The 18,635-nt window shown below is 63.3% G+C and carries 13 protein-coding genes and 1 tRNA gene; 9 read left to right on the forward strand and 5 right to left on the reverse strand.

The genetic code is table 11. The annotated features are described in order from the left end of the window. The first annotated feature begins 28 nt into the window (after positions 1 to 28). A complete protein-coding gene (locus tag HB860_RS05185) occupies positions 29 to 400 on the forward strand; it encodes a glyoxalase superfamily protein (protein ID WP_247625946.1) in 372 nt (123 codons plus the stop codon). 44 nt (positions 401 to 444) lie between these two features. Here the strand turns inward: HB860_RS05185 and HB860_RS05190 are convergent, their stop codons facing one another. The 3 genes from HB860_RS05190 to HB860_RS05200 all read right to left on the reverse strand — a co-directional run bounded on the left by HB860_RS05190 (position 445) and on the right by HB860_RS05200 (position 3,151). Next, complete coding sequence (locus HB860_RS05190; RefSeq protein ID WP_139439560.1) at positions 445 to 1,623, reverse strand: dicarboxylate/amino acid:cation symporter; 1,179 nt, start codon at positions 1,621 to 1,623, stop codon at positions 445 to 447. Between the two features lie 118 nt (positions 1,624 to 1,741). Continuing rightward, the gene (locus HB860_RS05195) at positions 1,742 to 2,410 is read right to left on the reverse strand and encodes a class I SAM-dependent methyltransferase (RefSeq protein ID WP_247625947.1); all 669 of its coding nucleotides are present in this window, start codon (positions 2,408 to 2,410) and stop codon (positions 1,742 to 1,744) included. 99 nt (positions 2,411 to 2,509) lie between these two features. Then, positions 2,510 to 3,151, reverse strand: a complete 642-nt coding sequence (locus HB860_RS05200; protein ID WP_139434716.1) for a TetR family transcriptional regulator — start codon at positions 3,149 to 3,151, stop codon at positions 2,510 to 2,512. A gap of 152 nt (positions 3,152 to 3,303) precedes the next feature. Here HB860_RS05200 and HB860_RS05205 point away from each other — a divergent pair, with 152 nt between their 5' ends. The 4 genes from HB860_RS05205 (at position 3,304) to HB860_RS05220 (ending at position 9,762) form a co-directional block, all read left to right on the forward strand. Next, positions 3,304 to 4,497, forward strand: coding sequence for an efflux RND transporter periplasmic adaptor subunit (locus tag HB860_RS05205; protein ID WP_247625948.1), 1,194 nt, complete (start codon positions 3,304 to 3,306; stop codon positions 4,495 to 4,497). 17 nt (positions 4,498 to 4,514) lie between these two features. After that, positions 4,515 to 7,664, forward strand: a complete 3,150-nt coding sequence (locus tag HB860_RS05210) for an efflux RND transporter permease subunit (protein WP_202046698.1) — start codon at positions 4,515 to 4,517, stop codon at positions 7,662 to 7,664. Next, a complete protein-coding gene (locus tag HB860_RS05215) occupies positions 7,657 to 9,072 on the forward strand; it encodes an efflux transporter outer membrane subunit (protein ID WP_139434722.1) in 1,416 nt (471 codons plus the stop codon). The genes HB860_RS05210 and HB860_RS05215 overlap by 8 nt, the downstream gene beginning before the upstream one ends. 300 nt (positions 9,073 to 9,372) lie before the next feature. Next, on the forward strand, positions 9,373 to 9,762 hold the full coding sequence (locus HB860_RS05220) for a hypothetical protein (RefSeq protein ID WP_247625949.1): 390 nt from the start codon (positions 9,373 to 9,375) through the stop codon (positions 9,760 to 9,762). A 170-nt stretch (positions 9,763 to 9,932) separates the two neighbouring features. On the opposite strand, the gene HB860_RS05225 is transcribed toward HB860_RS05220, so the two are convergent. Together HB860_RS05225 and HB860_RS05230 are read right to left on the reverse strand one after the other, a co-directional pair. Continuing rightward, positions 9,933 to 10,008: transfer RNA gene (locus HB860_RS05225), tRNA-Thr, on the reverse strand. Between the two features lie 86 nt (positions 10,009 to 10,094). Next, on the reverse strand, positions 10,095 to 10,835 hold the full coding sequence (locus HB860_RS05230; protein WP_139434773.1) for a phosphatase: 741 nt from the start codon (positions 10,833 to 10,835) through the stop codon (positions 10,095 to 10,097). 463 nt (positions 10,836 to 11,298) lie between these two features. Here HB860_RS05230 and HB860_RS05235 point away from each other — a divergent pair, with 463 nt between their 5' ends. From HB860_RS05235 to HB860_RS05250, 4 genes are all read left to right on the forward strand, one after another. Further along, a complete protein-coding gene (locus HB860_RS05235) occupies positions 11,299 to 11,952 on the forward strand; it encodes a TetR/AcrR family transcriptional regulator (RefSeq protein WP_025327582.1) in 654 nt (217 codons plus the stop codon). Positions 11,953 to 11,999: 47 nt separating this feature from the next. Then, positions 12,000 to 14,324, forward strand: a complete 2,325-nt coding sequence (locus HB860_RS05240; RefSeq protein ID WP_247625950.1) for an acyl-CoA dehydrogenase — start codon at positions 12,000 to 12,002, stop codon at positions 14,322 to 14,324. A gap of 163 nt (positions 14,325 to 14,487) precedes the next feature. Then, positions 14,488 to 17,550 carry an efflux RND transporter permease subunit gene (locus HB860_RS05245; protein WP_247625951.1) on the forward strand — a complete coding sequence of 1,021 codons (3,063 nt, stop codon included), beginning with the start codon at positions 14,488 to 14,490 and terminating at the stop codon, positions 17,548 to 17,550. 15 nt (positions 17,551 to 17,565) lie between these two features. Next, positions 17,566 to 18,609 carry an efflux RND transporter periplasmic adaptor subunit gene (locus tag HB860_RS05250; protein WP_247625952.1) on the forward strand — a complete coding sequence of 348 codons (1,044 nt, stop codon included), beginning with the start codon at positions 17,566 to 17,568 and terminating at the stop codon, positions 18,607 to 18,609. The last annotated feature ends 26 nt before the right edge of the window (positions 18,610 to 18,635 follow it).

The following is an 18,635-nucleotide window of genomic DNA, read 5'->3' on the forward strand; positions in this document are numbered from 1 at the left end:
GCTGGCACCGAGACGGGGAGGTCCATCCATGATAGTGCCCATCTTGCGCAGCTTCGATGAAGGCAAGTTGCGCGCCTTCTACCTCGATTATCTGGGATTCGTCATCGACTGGGAGCACAGGTTCGGCCCGGACATGCCGCTCTACCTGCAGATCTCACGGGGGGACTGGGTTATCCACCTCTCCGAGCACCACGGGGATGCCTGTCCGGGGGCAGCTCTGCGCCTCTCCACTGACAAGCTCGACACCTTGTTTGCGGAGTGGCGGGCCAAGGGGTATCCCAATGCGAGACCCGCCATCGAGATCATGCCCTGGGGTTGCCGGGAGCTGCAGGTGCGGGATCCCTTCGGGAATCGACTGGTCTTTACCGAGCCGCTGCCACCGGCAGAAAACGCCTCATAAAAAACGGGAGCCACTGGCTCCCGTTTTTATTGTGGCGCAGGCCCTCAGGCGGCGTCCTGCTCCGGTGCGGCCAGGGGCGCTTCGCCCTGGGCGAAGCGGTCGGCCCAGAGGGCGATGACGCCATCCCCGGTGACGTTGCAGGCGGTGCCGAAGCTGTCCTGGGCCAGGTAGAGGGCGATCATCAGGGCGATGGAGGCCTCACCGAAGCCGAGCATGGAGGTGAGCAGGCCGAGTGCCGACATGACGCCGCCGCCGGGGGCGCCCGGCGCCGCAATCATGATGACGCCGAGCATCATGATGAAGGGCAGCATGGTGCCATAGCCCGGAATGGCCAGGTGCTCGGAGAGGAACATCACCGCGGTGGCGCAGGTCACCAAGGTGATGGTGGAGCCACAGAGGTGAATGGTGGCGCACAGGGGCACGGTGAAGTTGGCGATGCCGTCGCTCACGCCGTTGTTCTTGCTCGCCTGCAGGGCTACCGGGATGGTGGCGGCGCTGGACATGGTGCCAAGGGCGGTGAAGTAGGCGGGCAGCATGTTCTTGATCAGCATGGCGGGGGAGCGACCCAGCGCCAGCCCGGTGCCGATGAAGAGCAGGCTGAGCCAGAGCCAGTGCATGACGATGGCCATCACCAGCACCACGCCAAAGGTCTTGAGGGTGGCGAAGACGGTGCCTTCCACCGTCATCTCGACGAAGACGCCGGCGATGTAGAAGGGCAGCAGGGGAATGATCACGCGGGCCAGCAGGCGGTCGATGATGTCACGGCCCTGATCGGCGACCCGGCGCAGGTCGGTGGCCTGGGTGGCGCTGATGCCGATGCCGAACACGAAGGCGGCGGCCAGCGCCGACATCACCCCGAACAGCGGCGGGATCTCGAGGTTGATGTAGGAGCTGAGCTTGATGGCGGCTTGCGCCGTGGGCTCGGCGGCGGTGGTCAGCTGCGGGATCAGCTGGCTCGCCACCGTGAAGGCGAACAGGCCCGCCAGTATGGTGGAGCAATAGGAGAGGGCCACCGTCTTGCCGAGCAGCTTGCCGGAGTTCTTCGGCAGGCTGGCGATACCGCTCATGATGAAGAACAGGATGATGAGCGGAATGGTGAAGGTGATCAGCTGACCTATCACCGTCTTGGCCGTGAACAGCACCCGTGCGACCCATTCCGGGGCGTAGAGGCCGAGCAGGAGACCGGCGAGGATGCCGGCAATCAGATTGAGGACGAGTTTCATGGGGGGAATCCAGGTGTTGGTGTCTGTTTTGTTATTTAATCTTGATTTTAATGCCGCTTTTTAACACAAATGCCGCATCTTGTCTGCCATCACCTGGTTAACTCAGAGTTAAATATTGTTATCTGGATGCTGAATCACGTCGGGCACCCTGTCTGGAACGACGGCCGCGATATTGATTGATGGTGGCGGGATTGGGGTCGCGGATCAGCAGGGCATGGAGCCAGCGGCCGTGCACCGCATCGTCGCTGCACCAGCTCTGATGCAGCTCAAATGGCAGGGGGGCGATCAGCTGTTGCAAGCGGGCCTCATCGAGCCGGGTCAGCAGCGGGTAGTCGCCTTGTGAGGGGGGCAAGGGGCTGCCGGGGTCATTCTCGCCATAGGGGAAGGAGCAGTAGAGGGGGCCCTGGGGTTTGAGCAGGCCGGCGAGGTGCATCAGGGCGGGGGCCAGCTCATCCTCGGTGAGGCAGGGCAGCGAGCCGCTGGCCCAGATGCCGTCATAGGGCAGCACGTTGTGCATCTGCTCGAAGCGGCAGACCCGCACCGGCTGGCCGCACAGGCGCGAGGCGGAGCTGGCCTGGCTCAGGCTGGCATCGAAGGCGGTGACCATGAACCCCAGCTCCCGAAAATGGTGCAGATCCTCCCCCGCTCCGCAGCCGGCTTCCAGCAGGTGGGCGCCCGGCTGCAGGCGGGCCAGGAAGGGGGAGTGGGCCTGGCCGATGAGGGCGGGGCGGGGCGCCAGCGGAGCAGCGCTCTGGGTGCCTTGGGCGGGTGACTGTGGCAGTGGCATAGGGCTCGTCTCTTGGGTGGGCGGCTACTCTAGCAAATTTGCCCCCTGCTGTTCAGCTCTGCTGAGGATCCTCTATGGCCCTGCGCGCCATCAGCGCCATCAGGGGCGGCGCAAGAGCGAGGGAGAGGGGTTGGCGAGCAGACCGAACAGGGTGTCGAGCAGGAAGTCGGCCTCCCGAATCAGGTTGATGCGCTCCGGGAAGTGCAGCCAGTTGATGATGTAACCGTCCAGGGTGCAGTGCAGCAGGGTGGCGGCGCGGTGCAGATCCAGGTCGGCTGGCAGGTGGCCGAGGCGCACGGCGTTAGCCAGGGTGATCTCCAGATCCCGGAAGAAGTTGAATGATTGCACGCGCATGTGATCCCGCAGGGAGATGGCCTCTCCTTCCAGCGACTCCAGATTGAACATGATGGTGAACATCTGCTGGTGGGCGGGCTCGGTGCTGATCTTGTGCATCACCTCCTTGAGGAAGCTGCGCAGCTTGCCGAGGGGATCCGGCTCCTGCTCATCCACACAGGCGTCTAGCTGGTGGGAGAGGGGGGCGCACAGCTCCTCCCACAGGGTGACGAACAGCTCCTCCTTGTTCTTGAAGTGCCAGTAGATGGCGCCCCGGGTCAGGTCTGCCGCCTTGGCGATGTCGGTCAGGTTGGTCTTCGCCAATCCCTGTTGGCAGAACAGATTCAGGGCCGTGCTCATGATGTGGCAGCGGGTCTGCTGCGCTTCTTCTTTGGTTCTTCTGGCCATCGGATCTGTACCTGTTAAAAGGGGAAAAAGTTACTTACATACATTTATGAATGTATGTATATTGCCTCATCTTCGCAGTTTTACCAACAGGGGCCCTATAAACCCTGTGGTTTTGTGGTTTTTTTTGTTTGAAACAGAGGCTCAGAAACTCCATGCATAAACACATTCTCGCACGTTCGGTGGGCCTTGCCTTGTTGGCAAGCGGCCTGCTGGCTGGTTGTGGCGACAAGGGCGAGGCCGGGCAAGGGGCGGGCGAGATGCCGCCTGCCGCCGTGGACGTGGTCACCCTCCATGCCGCACCGCTGCAACTCATGTCCGAGCTCACCGGCCGCACCGCCCCCCTGCGGGTGGCCGAGGTACGTCCCCAGGTGAATGGTATCATCCTCAAGCGCCTGTTCACCGAAGGCAGCGACGTCAAGGCCGGCCAGCTGCTGTACCAGATCGATCCCGCCGTCTATCAGGCTGCCGTCGCCAGTGCCAAGGCCAATCTGGCCAAGGCGCAGGCCAACGAGCAGAGCGCCCGCCTCAAGGCCCAGCGTTATGCCGAGCTGGTGAAGGTGAAAGCCATCAGCCGTCAGGAGTATGACGACGCCGACGCGGCCTGGAAGCAGCAGGTTGCCGAGATCGGGGCCGCCAAGGCCGCCCTGCAGAGCGCCAACATCAACCTGGCTTATACCAGGATCACCGCCCCCATCAGCGGCCGCATCGGCAAGTCTGCGGTGACCGAGGGTGCCCTGGTCACCGCCCAGCAGGCGGACAGCCTCACCTCCATCTCCCAGCTCGATCCCATGTATGTGGACGTGCGTCAGTCCACCGCCGATCTGCTGCGCCTCAAGCGCCAGGTTGCCGCCGGCAAGCTGACCCAGGGCCAGCAGGAGGGCGCCAAGGTCAGCTTCCAGCTGGAAGATGGCAGCCAGTACGGCGAGCAGGGGACCCTGCAGTTCTCCGACGTGACAGTGGACGAGACCACCGGCATGGTGACCCTGCGGGTTCTGGTCCCGAACCCCCATGATCTGCTGCTGCCCGGCATGTTCATGCGCGCCACCCTGCAGGAAGGCGAGCGCCCGCAAGGCCTGCTGGTGCCCCAGACCGCCGTGACCCGCACACCGAAAGGCGGTGCCACCGTCATGGTGGTGACCGCGGACAACAAGGTCGAGCTGCGGGAAGTGCAGCTCAGCCGCGTGGTTGGCGACAGCTGGGTGGTGGAGTCCGGCCTCGATGCTGGCGAGAAGGTGATAGTGGCCGGTCTGCAGAAGGTCAAACCCGGTGCCCTGGTGGCGCCCGCTGAGCGCACCAGCACCACCACGACAGCACAAGTCGATCAGACCCAGGTCACCAAGCAGTAGGATGGAGTAGTCGCCTCATGGCACGATTTTTCATAGACAGACCCATTTTCGCCTGGGTGATTGCCCTGGTGATCATGTTGGCCGGGGCCATGGCCATCATAGGCCTGCCGGTCGCCCAGTACCCGACCATAGCCCCGCCGGCCGTCGGCATTTCCGCCAGCTACCCGGGGGCGTCCGCCAAGACGGTGGAAGACTCGGTGACCCAGATCATCGAGCAGAACATGACGGGGCTGGATCACCTGCTCTACATGTCTGCCCAGTCGGATTCTTCCGGCAACGTCAGCGTGACCCTCACCTTCAAGCCGGGTACCGATCCCGACATCGCCCAGGTGCAGGTACAGAACAAGCTGCAACAGGCCATGTCGCTCCTGCCCCAAGAGGTGCAGCAGCAGGGCGTGCGGGTCCAGAAGACCTCCAGCAGCTTCCTGATGGTGGCCGCCTTCATCTCCACCGACGGCACCATGACCAACGATGACCTGGCGGACTATGTGGTGGCCAACATCAAGGAGCCCCTGAGCCGTCTGGACGGGGTGGGTGACATCACCTTGTTTGGCAGCCAGTACTCCATGCGCGTCTGGCTCGATCCCCACAAGCTCAACCGGGTGCAGATGACCCCGGCCGACGTACAGGCCGCCATCCAGGCCCAGAACGCTCAGGTGGCCTTCGGCAAGCTGGGTGGCACCCCTGCGGTGAGCGATCAGCAATTTACCGCCACCATCATGGGCCAGACCCGGCTCTCCACCGTGGAGGAGTTCAACAACATACTGCTGCGGGTGAACCAGGACGGCTCCAAGGTGCTGCTCAAGGACGTGGCCCGGGTCGAGCTCGCCGGTGAAAACTACGACGCGACCGCGCTCTACAACGGTCAGGCCACGGCGGCGGTAGCGATCAAGCTGGCGACCGGTGCCAACGCCCTGGACACCGCCGAGCATGTCCGGGCCAAGCTGGGTGAGCTCTCCGAGTACTTCCCGGCCAACATGGAGATCGTCTACCCCTACGACACCACGCCGTTCGTGAAGATCTCCATCGAGGAGGTGGTGCAGACGCTGATCGAGGCCATCTTCCTGGTGTTCTGCGTCATGTATCTGTTCCTGCAGAACTTCCGGGCGACCCTGATCCCGACCATAGCGGTGCCCGTGGTACTGCTCGGTACCTTCGGGGTCATGGCGGCCTTCGGCTTCTCCATCAACACCCTGACCATGTTCGGTCTGGTGCTGGCCATCGGCTTGCTGGTGGATGACGCCATCGTGGTGGTGGAGAACGTGGAGCGGCTGATGAGCGAGGAGGGGCTCTCCCCGCTGGAGGCGACCCGCAAGTCCATGACCCAGATCACCGGCGCCCTGGTGGGCATCGCCCTGGTGCTGTCGGCGGTGTTCGTGCCCATGGCCTTCTTCGGCGGCTCGACCGGTGCCATCTATCGCCAGTTCTCCCTCACCATAGTCTCGGCCATGGTGCTCTCAGTGTTGGTGGCGCTGATCCTGACCCCGGCGCTCTGTGCCACCCTGCTCAAGCCCATGAAACACGGGGAGTTCGGTGCCCAGCGAGGCTTCTTCGGCTGGTTCAACCGCTTCTTCGACACCAATGCCAACCGTTACCAGAACGGCGTGCGCAAGGTGATCAAGCAGGGGACCCGTTACAGCATCATCTACCTGGCCATGCTGGCGGTGCTGGCGGTGCTCTTCATGCGCCTGCCCACCTCCTTCCTGCCGGAAGAGGATCAGGGGGTCATCATGTCCATGGTGCAGCTGCCGGTGGGGGCCACCAAGGAGCGTACCGAGGTGGTGCTGGCCGACATGCGCGACTACTTCCTGAAAAACGAGAAGGAGAACGTCGACTCCGTGCTGACGGTGGCGGGCTTCAGCTTCGCCGGTAGCGGCCAGAACAGCGGCATGGCCTTCATCAAGTTGAAGGACTGGAGCGAGCGTCAGGGGGAAGAGCGCAGTGCCAATGCCATCATAGGCCGCGCCATGGGCTATCTGTTCAGCATCAAGGAGGCGCAGGTGTTCGCCTTCAACCTGCCTCCCATACCGGAACTCGGCACGGCCACCGGCTTCGACTTCTTCCTGCAGGACCGCGGTGGTCTGGGGCACGAGAAGCTGATGCAGGCCCGTAACCAGTTGCTCGGCATGGCGGCGCAGGATCCCAACCTGGTGCGGGTACGCCCGAACGGGATGGAAGACACCCCCCAGCTCGACATCAAGATAGATTACGAGAAGGCGCTGGCCCAGGGGCTCTCCATCAGCGACATCAACAACACCCTGTCGGCGGCCTGGGGCTCCTCCTATGTGAACGACTTCGTCGACAGAGGCCGGGTCAAGAAGGTCTACCTGCAGGCGGATGCCCCCTTCCGGATGAACCCGGAGGATCTGAAGCTGTGGTATGTGCGCAACAGCGCGGGCCAGATGGTGCCCTTCTCCGCCTTCGCCAGCACCGAGTGGAGCTTCGGCTCGCCCCGTCTTGAGCGTTACAACGGCGTCTCCGCCATGGAGATAGTCGGTGAAGCGGCGCCGGGCAAGAGTACGGGTGACGCCATGGCGGCCATAGAACAGATGGTGAAACAGCTGCCGGAAGGCATCGGCATCGAGTGGACCGGGCTCTCCTTCCAGGAGCGTCAGGCGGGTTCCCAGGCGCCGGCGCTCTACGCCATCTCCCTGCTGGTGGTCTTCCTCTGTCTGGCGGCCCTGTACGAGAGCTGGAGCATTCCGTTCTCCGTCATGCTGGTGGTGCCGCTCGGGGTACTGGGCGCCATACTGGCGGCTACCCTGCGCGGGCTTGAGAACGACGTTTACTTCCAGGTGGGCCTGCTCACCACTATCGGGCTCTCGGCCAAGAACGCCATCCTGATCGTGGAGTTCGCCAAGGAGCTCCATGACAAGGGGATGAAGCTCGGCGATGCGGTGGTGGAAGCCTCCCGTCAGCGTCTGCGTCCGATCCTGATGACCTCCCTCGCCTTCATCCTCGGCGTCTTGCCGCTGGTGATAAGCACAGGTGCCGGCGCCAGCAGCCGCAACGCCATCGGCACCGGCGTCATGGGGGGGATGATCACCGCGACCGTGCTGGCCATCTTCTTCGTGCCGCTCTTCTTCGTGCTGGTGATGCGTTACTTCACCAAGCAGAGTTCAGCCGAGGAGCGCGCCGCGCTGACCAAGGAGACCCAACATGACTAAGACCCTGGTCGCCCTGAGTGTGACGCTGCTGCTGGGGGCCTGCTCCATGGCCCCGGATTACCAACGCCCCGAGGTGCCGCAAGGCGCCTCCTGGCAAGAGAACCTCGCCACCCAGGGGGCGCTGGCGCCCTGGCAGCAACAGTTCCTGGACCCGGCGCTGCAAAAGCTGATCGACACCGCCCTGGAGAACAACCGGGATCTGCGGCTCGCGGCCCTCAACGTCGAGGCCTATGAGGCCAGATACCGGATCCAGCGGGCGGCCCAGTTGCCGACCCTGGCCGCCAGTGGCTCCGGCACCCGTCAGCAGGGATCCGACGATCTCAGCAGCACGGGGCAGGGGAGCATCAGCAGCCAGTACGGCGCCGACATCGGCATCACCGCCTATGAGCTGGATCTGTTTGGCCGGATCCAGAGCCTGAAAGATCAGGCGCTGGAGAACTACCTGGCGCAAATCGAGACCCAGCGCAGCACCCAGATAGCGCTGATCGCCTCGGTGGCGAATGCCTACCTCACCCTGCTGGCGGATCAGGAGCTGCTGGCCCTGAGCCAGGCGACGCTGGCGACCGAGCAGGAGAGCTATGCCCTGACCCAGCACAAGTACCGGCTGGGGGCGGCTTCCGAGATGGAGCTGGCGCAGGGGCGCACCGCGCTCGAGAACGCCCGGGTCAGCCAGGCGCAATACCAGCGTCAGGTGAAACAGGACAGAAACGGTCTGGCCCTGCTGCTCGGCACAGAAGTGCCGGTGCTGGAAGGGCAACCGGCGACCCTGGCCGAGGTGAAGCTGGCGCCGATCCCGGTGGGGGCCCCCTCCAGCCTGCTGCAACAGCGGCCCGACATACTGGCGGCGGAGCACAGCCTGAAGGCGGCCAACGCCAACATAGGCGCGGCCCGTGCTGCCTTCTTCCCGACCATCTCGCTCACCGCGACGGCGGGCACCGCCAGCAACCAGCTGAGCGGGCTGTTTGACGGCGGCACCGGCACCTGGACCTTCATGCCCCAGATAAACCTGCCCATCTTCGACGGTGGCAAGCGCGTGGCGGATCTGGACGTGGCCGAGGTCGGCACCAAACAGGCGGTGGCGAGCTACGAGAAGAGCATCCAGACCGCCTTCAAGGAGGTCGCGGATACCCTTGGCGCCCAGGCGGACTACCAGCAGCAGCTGCAGGCCCAGCAGGATCTGGTGGATGCCAACCAGACCTACTTCAAGCTGGCGGAGTTCCGCTACGAGCAGGGGGTGGACAGCTATCTGACGAGGCTGGATGCCCAGCGCTCCCTGTTCAGCGCGAGGCAGGGGCTCATCAGCACCCGCCTGGCCCAGCTCAGCAACCAGGTCGCCCTCTACAAGGCGGTCGGCGGTGGCTGGCAGGCCCCCAAGGAGGCCCCGGCGGCCTCCGAAGGGCAGGGCTAGTCTCTCTCGCTGACAGCGTGACAGCCACAGGGCGAACCATCTGGTTCGCCCTGTTTTTTTGTATGTCATGCCGTCAGGCCAGATCGCGGCGGGCGACAACGGAGCTCCTTGCCCTGAGTAGGGAGCAAGCTACTAGTGCCTAGCGGGCACAAGTTAAAGCCGCGCAATCGTTAACACTAATGAAATACTCCCTGCGGGGCTCAAATTGGCCTTGTAAGTCGGTATTATAACGACAGGGTTACAGCTGGACGAACGATACAATAGCTGCATGATCGCCAGCACGGTGGGAGTTTGGGGAAAATGAAGAGAATTATTCTAGGGGCTGTTTTGGCGGTGTGTGCTGGTACTGTCTGGGGGCAGCAACTGAGCAACAAATACCCTAACGGCATTGATTACGTGGAGTCCTATGATGCCCGCGATTGCTCAATGGTGGCGCATCAAGCGAACATCACGATGAAGCTACGCTTGTTCTATGGTGAGCCCCGCGCTAAAGCGCTTGAGACTGCACGTAGAGAAATTGATTGGTCTGCTGAATCAGGGGAGTATCTCGCAGCTACAAACGGTTTAATTAGAGTCAGACTCATTCATGAGGCTTACCAAAAGTCCATTCCAGACAGCGATGAAGGCAAGTCACAACTGGTAAATGAATTTGAGTCCTCTGTGATGAAAAGGTGTTTGGGCCGCTCCTAGCCTTGGCTTGTACCCCAACGTTACCCCAAAGAAGCCCACCCAAGTATGATGGGCTTTTTGTTACTCAAGCGGGAGGGGTAGCAAATCGAAAAGGAGGGGTATGCGGAGGGGGACGGAACAATAAAGCACAAAGGGTTAGCTTCATTTCGATGCTAACCCTTTGTTTTTACTGGTGCCGGAAACAGGAGTCGAACCTGCGACCTTCGCATTACGAATGCGCTGCTCTACCAACTGAGCTACACCGGCTTGTCCCTAGATTCCCGAAAATGTGCAGGCAAGTCAATGAGCCCGGATTGTTTTTATGAGCCTGCTCATGGAGTTACGGGCACACCTCAGAGATCGACGAATTCCGGAATGTGGGCGCGGCCACGGCTCTCGAGAAACGCGAGCAGGGCGCGGGGGGAGCGTGCCAGGATCCGCTCCTCGGGGAAGCCGGCCTCGGTCACCAGCCGGTGGCAGTGGTCGAAATCCCCCAGGCTGAAGGCCACGTGGGAGTCTGAGCCGAAGGTGAGATAGGCTCCGAGGTCGCGTGCCGCCTCGACGATGGCGCGGCAGTTGCCTTCACTGCCCGGACGGGAGTGACTGAAGGAGGAGTTGTTGATCTCCAGCGCCACCCGGTATTCGGCGGCGGCCCTGACCACGGCCTGGATGTCGATGGGAAAAGCCGGGTTGCCCGGGTGGCTTATCATGTCGACCCGGCCGCTCTTGATGGCGTTGATCATGGCCTGGGTATGGGTTGCCTGATCGCAGGGGGGAAACACGGGTTCATGAAAGCCAGCCATGATCATGTCGAGGCGCGACTCGTAGCGCTCGGGGAAGTCGATTTCGCCGTCTATGTTCTTGATGTTGGCCTCGATGCCGCGCAGTATGCCGACCCCGTCCACCACCCGCGGCAGCACGTGCAGGTTGACGAAGTGCCAGAAGTGAGGGGCATCGGCCATGTCGGGGCCGTGATCCGTGGTGGCGAACAGCTTGATCCCCTTGGCCCTGGCAATGGGCAGGTAATCGTGAATGGTGCTGTAGGCGTGGGTGCTGGCGACGGTGTGCGTGTGGGTATCGACCGTATACTTCATCTTCTCTCCCCTCTGGCATGAGGCGCCAGCATAGCAAAATTGGCGAACTCGGGCCATGTGGCGGCTTGCCATACTTTGTCACAAATTACGCCAGGACTGACAAAGTCTGACCACCTTTGTCTGCGAGCATAGCCCCATCGATGCAAGCCTGAACTCTCATCGATGAGTCGAAACTGGATGATTCGACTCACTTTTCCCCACCGTCGCCCCTGCGACGGTTTTTTTTCGCCCGCAATCTTCGCCGCCATCCGGATAAAAAAATGCCCAACTAGCATGGCGCAAGTTGGGCGAGACTTAATGTTTAATTGCAGTGGCATAGATATAGAGTCCGGCCTGGCCGCTAAGTTCCCATCTTGTTCCCGCTTTTTTGGTTGAAAACATTTCGCCAACACCTGTTCACATTCTCTTGACATGGCTGGGCGTGAAACGTACTTTTTAAACATTCGTTTAAGTGAGGTGTCCAGTGAGTAAAATCGATACCAAAAACCGTATTCTCGATGCTGCCGAGGTGCTGTTTGCCGAGCGGGGATTCGCCGATACCTCGTTGCGTCTGATCACCAGCGAGGCAGATGTGAACCTGGCCTCGGTCAACTACCACTTCGGCTCCAAAAAGGAGCTGATCCAGGCGGTGCTCGATCGTTACCTGAGTATCTTCATGCCGGCGCTGGATGCGCGGCTGCAGACCCTGATGGTGCAGGAGCAGCTGACCCTGCTGCAGGTGTTCGAGAGCTTCGTCGATCCCCTGATGAAGCTGGTGGCGGTGCGGGCCAACGGCCCGGCGCTCTTCATGCAGCTGCTGGGGCGCGGCTACATCGACAGTCAGGGCCACCTGCGCCGTTTCATCACCACCCACTACGGGGCGACCCTGCACGGGATCACCCAGGCGATTTCCAAGGCCAACCCGGCCCTGTCGCCGGCGGATCTGTTCTGGCGCCTGCACTTCACCCTGGGCACAGTCGTGTTCACCATGGCTTCCGCCGATGCCCTGCGTGACATCGCCCAGGCCGATTTTGGCCAGCAGCTCGATGTGGAAGGGCTGGTGCGCAACGTTATTCCTTATCTGGCGTCCGGTGTCGGGGCGCCCGTGGAGTCGACCAGGCTCTCCCTGGCCGTGTAACACCTAACAATAATCAACGGAAACAGTGAAATAGAAGGAACTTCGGTATGATCACATTGCTTGTCCTGCTGGTGCTGGCGATAGCCGTGGTGCTCGGCGTGCCCGCCATCCGTAAAAAGGTGGTAACCCGTCCCGTGTTCGGCATCTTCAAGAAGATACTGCCGCCCTTGTCGGCCACCGAGCGGGAGGCCATGGAAGCCGGCTCCGTCTGGTGGGATGGCGAGCTGTTTCGCGGCAACCCGGACTGGAAGAAACTGCATGGTTACGGCAAGGCGACCCTGAGCGCCGAGGAGCAGGCCTTCATCGACAATCAGGTCGAGACCCTGCTCGCCATGGTGGACGACTTCAAGATCGTCAACGAGACCAAGGACCTGCCCGAGCCGGTCTGGGACTATCTGAAGAAGGAAGGCTTCTTCGCCCTGATCATCCCGAAATCCTACGGCGGCCGCGAGTTCTCGGCCATTGCCAACTCCACCATAGTCACTCGCATTGCCACCAAGAGCCTGAGCGTGGCGGTCACCGTCATGGTGCCCAATTCCCTCGGCCCGGGTGAACTGCTGATGCACTACGGCACCCAGGCCCAGAAGGACTTCTGGTTGCCGGGGCTGGCCAACGGAAAGGAAGTACCCTGCTTCGCCCTGACCGGTCCGGAAGCGGGCTCGGACGCGGGCGCCATCCCGGACAAGGGGATCGTCTGCAAGGGCATGTACAAGGGGGAGGAGGTCCTCGGGCTTCGCCTGAACTGGAACAAGCGCTACATCACCCTGGCGCCCCGTGCCACCGTGCTGGGTCTGGCGTTCAAGATGTACGATCCGGACAAGTTGCTGGGTGACAAGGAAGAGATCGGCATCACCTGTGCCCTGATCCCCACCAACCACCCGGGTGTGCGGGTCGGCGATCGCCACTACCCCATGGGGCTGGCGTTCCTGAACGGTCCGACCTTCGGCAAGGATGTGTTCATTCCGCTCGACTGGATCATCGGCGGCCCTGAATACGCCGGCCGCGGCTGGCGCATGCTGGTGGAGTGCCTCTCCGCCGGTCGCGGCATCTCGCTGCCTGCCCTGGGCACCGCCTGCGGTCACATGGCGAGCCGCACCGTGGGTGCCTACTCCTATGTGCGCAAGCAGTTCGGCATGTCCATCGGCAAGTTTGAAGGGGTACAGGAAGCGCTGGCCCGCATCGGTGGTCTCACCTATCAGCTGGAAGGGGCCCGTCGCATGACGGCAGGTTCCCTGGATCTCGGTCAGGCGCCCGCCATCGTTACCGCGATTTCCAAGTACCACATGACCGAAATGGCGCGCCAGATCATGGATGACTCCATGGACATCCACGCCGGTCGCGCCATTCAGCTCGGCCCGAAAAATTACACCGGCTACGCCTACATGGGCATTCCGGTCGCCATCACGGTGGAGGGGGCCAACATACTGACCCGCAACCTGATGATCTTCGGGCAGGGTGCCACTCGCTGCCACCCCTACGTGTTTGCCGAGCTGGAAGCGGCCGCCGACACCGACGTGGAGCGCGGTCTCGAGAAGTTTGACGCCCTGCTGATGAAGCACATCGCGTTCGGTACCGGCAACTTCTTCGGCGCCCTGTTCCAGGGGCTGACCCTGGGGCAGTTCAACAATGCCCCCGTGGGAGGGGAAACCGCCCGCTACTACAAGCAACTCTCTCGCATGAGCAAGGGGCTGGCCCTGTGCGCCGACGTCTCCATGCTGATGCTGGGTGGCGATCTCAAGCGCAAGGAGATGATCTCCGCCCGTCTTGGTGACGTGCTGAGCCACCTCTATCTGGCCTCCGCCACCCTCAAGCACTACGAGGATCAGGGCCGCATGGTCTCGGATCTGCCGTTCGTGCAGTACGCGGTGGAGCGCAACCTCTACCTCATCGGCAAGGCGTTCGAGGGCTTCTTCCAGAACTTCCCGAACAAGGTGGTGGGCGCCGTGCTCAAACGGGTGGTGTTCCCGTTCGGCGTGGGCTACAAGATGCCGGCAGACGAGCGTTGCCACGCCATCTGTCTGGCCATGATGACGCCGGGCGAGTTCCGCGACCGCCTGACCGCGCTCTGCTACGTGGGCAAGGACGACGTTGACCCTGTCGGTCTGATGGAGCGCGCCTTCCAGGCCATGGTGGCGGTGCAGCCCATCGAGAAGAAGCTGGTGCAGGCCCAGAAAGAGGGCAAGCTGCCTCGCAAGATGGCCCTGCCGGAGCTGGTGGCCGCGGCCCTGTCCCAGTCCATCCTCGGCAAGGAGGAGGCCGACAAGCTGCTGGCCGCCGATGCCCTGCGATACGAGGCGATCCAGGTGGACAACTTCGCCCCGGGCGAGCTGGAAGGCCTGTCTCAACCGAACCCGGTCGTGCACGCCGCCTGACCCCGAGAGTGAACCGACAACCGGCCCATATGGCCGGTTTTTTTGTTTGTTAACCAGGCATTTACAACCTCGATTAATTCCAGTTAAATGCAATGGCCCCCACCCTTGGGGCAGGAAGCAAGGCCAGCGGAATGGCCCACAACAACAAACTCAGGAAGAGTGAATGAACCTCGCCAAAACGGCGATCGAACGCCCCATCTGGGTGGCGGTCTCGGTCGTGCTGATTTTTTTGCTGGGCCTGCTCAGCATCCGGGGACTGCCAGTCCAGCTGTTTCCCGACATTGACCGTCCTCACCTCAACATCTCGGTGGACTGGCGCTCGGCCTCGCCCCAGGAGATGGAGTCGGAGATAACCGACCCCATCGAGCAGGAGATGCAGGGGGTACAGGGGCTCAAGAGCCTCACCAGCAACAGCTACCCCGGCTTCACCGAGATCGACATGGAGTTTGCCCTCGGCACCGACATGCAGCGGGCCCAGCTCGACGTCATCTCGCGCCTGAACCGGGTCTCCGGCCTGCCGGACAACATCGGCGGTCCCTACGTCAACAACTACAGCAGCAACGACACACTCACCTTCTTCTTCATCCAGCAGTTGCCTGGCGCCAAGGGGGAGATAGACGATCACCAGGCGCTGATCGAGGCGAGGGTCAAGCCTGAGCTTGAGCGCATTCCAGGGGTATCGACCGTGGAGGTGGAGGGGATCAACGAGCGCCAGATCCAGATCCGCTTCGACCCCTATCGCGCCGCCGAGCTGGGGGTGGAGATACCCGTGCTCGCCAGCCGGGCAACCACCGACTGGGATGTCTCTGCCGGTACCCTCGACATCGGCCGCTGGGAGTACAAGCTGCGCTTCGCCGGTCGCTACGATGTGACAACCCTGGGGGACAAGGTGGTGGACTGGCGGGACGGCCTGCCCATCTACCTGCGGGATGTGGCCGAGGTGAGGCTGGCCCGGGAAGAGAACCCTGTGCTGCGCATCCAGAACGGCAACACCGCCATCGCGGCGCAGATCTTCAAGGAGAGCGGGGCCAATGCCCTGGCGGCGCTGGAGGGGATCAAGGCCAAGGTGGAGGAGCTCAACCGGGAGGTGCTGGAGCCGGTCGGGCTGCACATGGAGCAGTCGTTCGATGCCTCCCTCTACATCAACCGGGCGGTGGGCATGGTGACCGCGAACCTGGGACTCGGCGTGCTGCTCTCCTGCGCCATCCTCTGGGTCTTCCTGCGCCAGCTCAAGGCGACCCTGATGATAGCGATCGCCATCCCCATCAGCATCATGCTCACCTTCTGCCTGCTCAAGGTGATGGGCCGCACCCTCAACATCATCTCCCTGGCGGGGATCGCCTTCGCCGTCGGCATGGTGCTCGATGCCGCCATCGTGGTGCTGGAGAGCATCTATCGGCGCCACGAGCGGGGGGATTTGAACAAGGCCGAGGCGGCGCTGGCGGGCACCCGGCAGGTGTGGACCGCCCTGGTGGCCTCCACCCTGACCACGGTCGCCATCTTCCTGCCGGTACTCTTGCTCAACGACGTGGAGGGGCAGCTGTTCGCAGACCTTGCGCTCACCATCGCCTGCGCCGTCACCGTCTCCATGGTGGTGGCGGTGACAGTGCTGCCGGCGGTGGCGGCGCGCTGGATGGGGTCTGAGCGGCTGCTGGATCCCTATGACAACCAGTGGCAGCGCATCACCCGCCACCTGATCCGCTGGACCGGCACGGCCCCCCGGCGCTGGGCCATCATCGCCCTGATGATGACGGGGCCAGTGCTGGCCAGCTGGCTGCTGCTGCCCAAGATGAACTACCTGCCGGACGTGAAGCGTGACGCCATCGATGTGTGGATGAGCTTCACCCCAGGGGTCAACCTCAAGGCCCAGCGCGAAGAGGTGATAGACACCCTGATAGCCCGCCTCGACCCCTACATGAAGGGGGAGAAGGAGCCGGCCCTCAAGAACTACTACATACTGCGCTACCCGGGCGGTGCCCAGATCGGGGTGCGGCCAAAAGAGGAGAGTCAGATCAAGGTGCTGGAGCAGCTCCTGATGAAACAGCTGCTGGTGGGGATCCCCGATACCCGGGCCTTCGGCGGTCAGGGCTCCCTGTTTGGCGGCTTCGACAGCGAGAACGGCATCTCACTGCTGATCCAGGGGGGCGAGTTGCCGGCGCTCTATCAGGCGGCGCGGCAGAGCATGGCCATAGTGCAGCGTGACTTGCCGGGGGCCCAGATAAGGCCTGAGCCCGGGCTCGATTTCACCGCCCCCGAATTGCGGCTGGTGCCCCAGGACAGGCGTCTGGCCGAGGTGGGCTGGGATCGCAGCCCCATGCCCGCCATCATCCAGACCTTCGGCGACGGCCTGCGGGTCGGCGAGTATTTCGACGGGGAGGAGCGGCTCGACATCCTGCTGATGGGCCAGGCCTCCGCCAACCCGGACGAGCTGAAGGCGGTGCCGCTCGCGACGCCGTCCGGGCGCATCGTCCCCCTCGGCGAGCTGCTGCGGGTGGAGCCCGGCCTCGGGCCTGAGAGCATCTTTCGGGCCGACGGGCGGCGCAGCATCAGCCTGCAGATCACCCCGCCTGAGGGGATGAGCATGGAGCAGGTGCTGGAGACCCTGCAGACCAAGAGCTTTGCCGCCATCCGGCCGCTGCTGCCCGCTGGTGGCGAGCTGAGGGTCGCCGGCAATGCCGACAGCCTGCAGCAGGCGCTGGACAACCTGGGGAGCATCTTCCTGTTTGCGGTGATGATACTGCTCATCTTGCTGTGGGGGGTCTTCGCCTCCCTCAAGGATGCCGTGCTGGTGCTGCTCACCCTGCCGCTCGCCTCGGTGGGCGGCGTGCTGGCGCTGCATCTGAGCGGCCTCCTGGTGCCGCTGCCGATGGATCTCTTGACCATCATCGGCTTCGTCATCCTGCTGGGGCTGGTGGTCAACAACGCCATCCTGCTGGTGCACCAGACCCGCATGGCCGAGCGGGACGGCCTGAGCCGCCAGTCGGCGGTGGCCGATGCCCTGCAAAGCCGGATGAGGCCCATCGCCATGACCAGCCTCACCAGCATCTTCGGCATGCTGCCCCTGATGCTGAGCCCGAGCGAGGGGAGCGAAATCTACCGGGGGCTCGCCACCGTCATCGTCGGCGGCATGAGTTGCAGCACCCTGTTCACCCTGATCCTGTTACCCGCTTTCCTCCGTCTCGGGGAGCAGGCGGAGATCCCACAACCCCTGCGCCAGCGGGCCTGAGCAAGGAGCTTATCGATGACGCATATGTTCACAAGGATGATGGTGGGGGCCCTGCTGCTGGCAGGGGGGCTGCCCGCGCTGGCACAAGACAAGATGGTGACCCTGGCGGATGTAACCCAGGGGGAGGCGGGGGCCAGCATCTGGGTCAGCGGCACTGTGGCGAGCCGCCAGCAGGCGGCGCTCAGCGCCGAGGTGAGCGGCCGGGTGGAGTGGATTGCCGAGTTCGGCAGCCGGGTGAAGGCGGGGGACGAGCTGCTGCGCCTGGACAGCGCGACCCTGCGCCTCTCCCTGGAGCAGTCCCGGGCCGAGCAGGCGAGAGAAGGGAGCAACCTGCGCTACGCCCGCGCCGAGTTCCAGCGCCTGGATCGGTTGCACCAGCAGAAGAGTGCCTCCCAAAGCCAGTACGACAAGGCGCGCTATGACGTGGAGCAGGCGGAGCTGGCCGAGCAGCTGGCCCGGGTACAAGTGCGCCAGATCGAGGCGCAGTTGCAAAGGACCCACATCTTCGCCCCCTTCGACGGTGTGGTGAACGAGCACTTCATCCAGCCGGGGGAGCACGTGGACGCGGGCGAGCGGGCGCTGGAGCTGGTCAACCCGGCGCAGCCTGACATCCGGCTGCGGGCACCCATCGTCTGGGCCAGCCAGCTGGAAGCAAAGGCCAGGTTACGGGTGGAAGGGGAGCAGCTCAGCGGCCACGCCGTCTATTACCAGCGGGCGGCGAGCGCCGATCCCAAGTCGCGCCTCATCGAGCTGCGCCTCAGGCCAGAGCCGGGCCGCTTCATCATAGGCTCGCCGGTGCGGGTGGCGTTGCCCCTGGGAGAGCAGCAGACCATGCTGCTGCCGCGGGATGCACTGGTGCTCGGCACCGAGGGGAGCGTGGTCTATCAGGTGGAGCAGCGCGGCGAGGCGCTGACCGTGAACCGGGTGCCGGTCACAGTGCTGTTTGGCGACAGCCGGCAGGTGGCGGTGAGCGGCGCCATCAAGCAGGGGGACAGGGTGGTGGTGCGCGGTGCCGGCAGCCTGCAGGATGGCGACAAGGTGGCGCTGTTTCGTGGCTGAACCGGGTTTGGCGCCATAAAAAACGG

Origin of the sequence: Aeromonas genomosp. paramedia, assembly GCF_023093515.1 — a bacterium.
GTDB lineage: Bacteria > Pseudomonadota > Gammaproteobacteria > Enterobacterales > Aeromonadaceae > Aeromonas.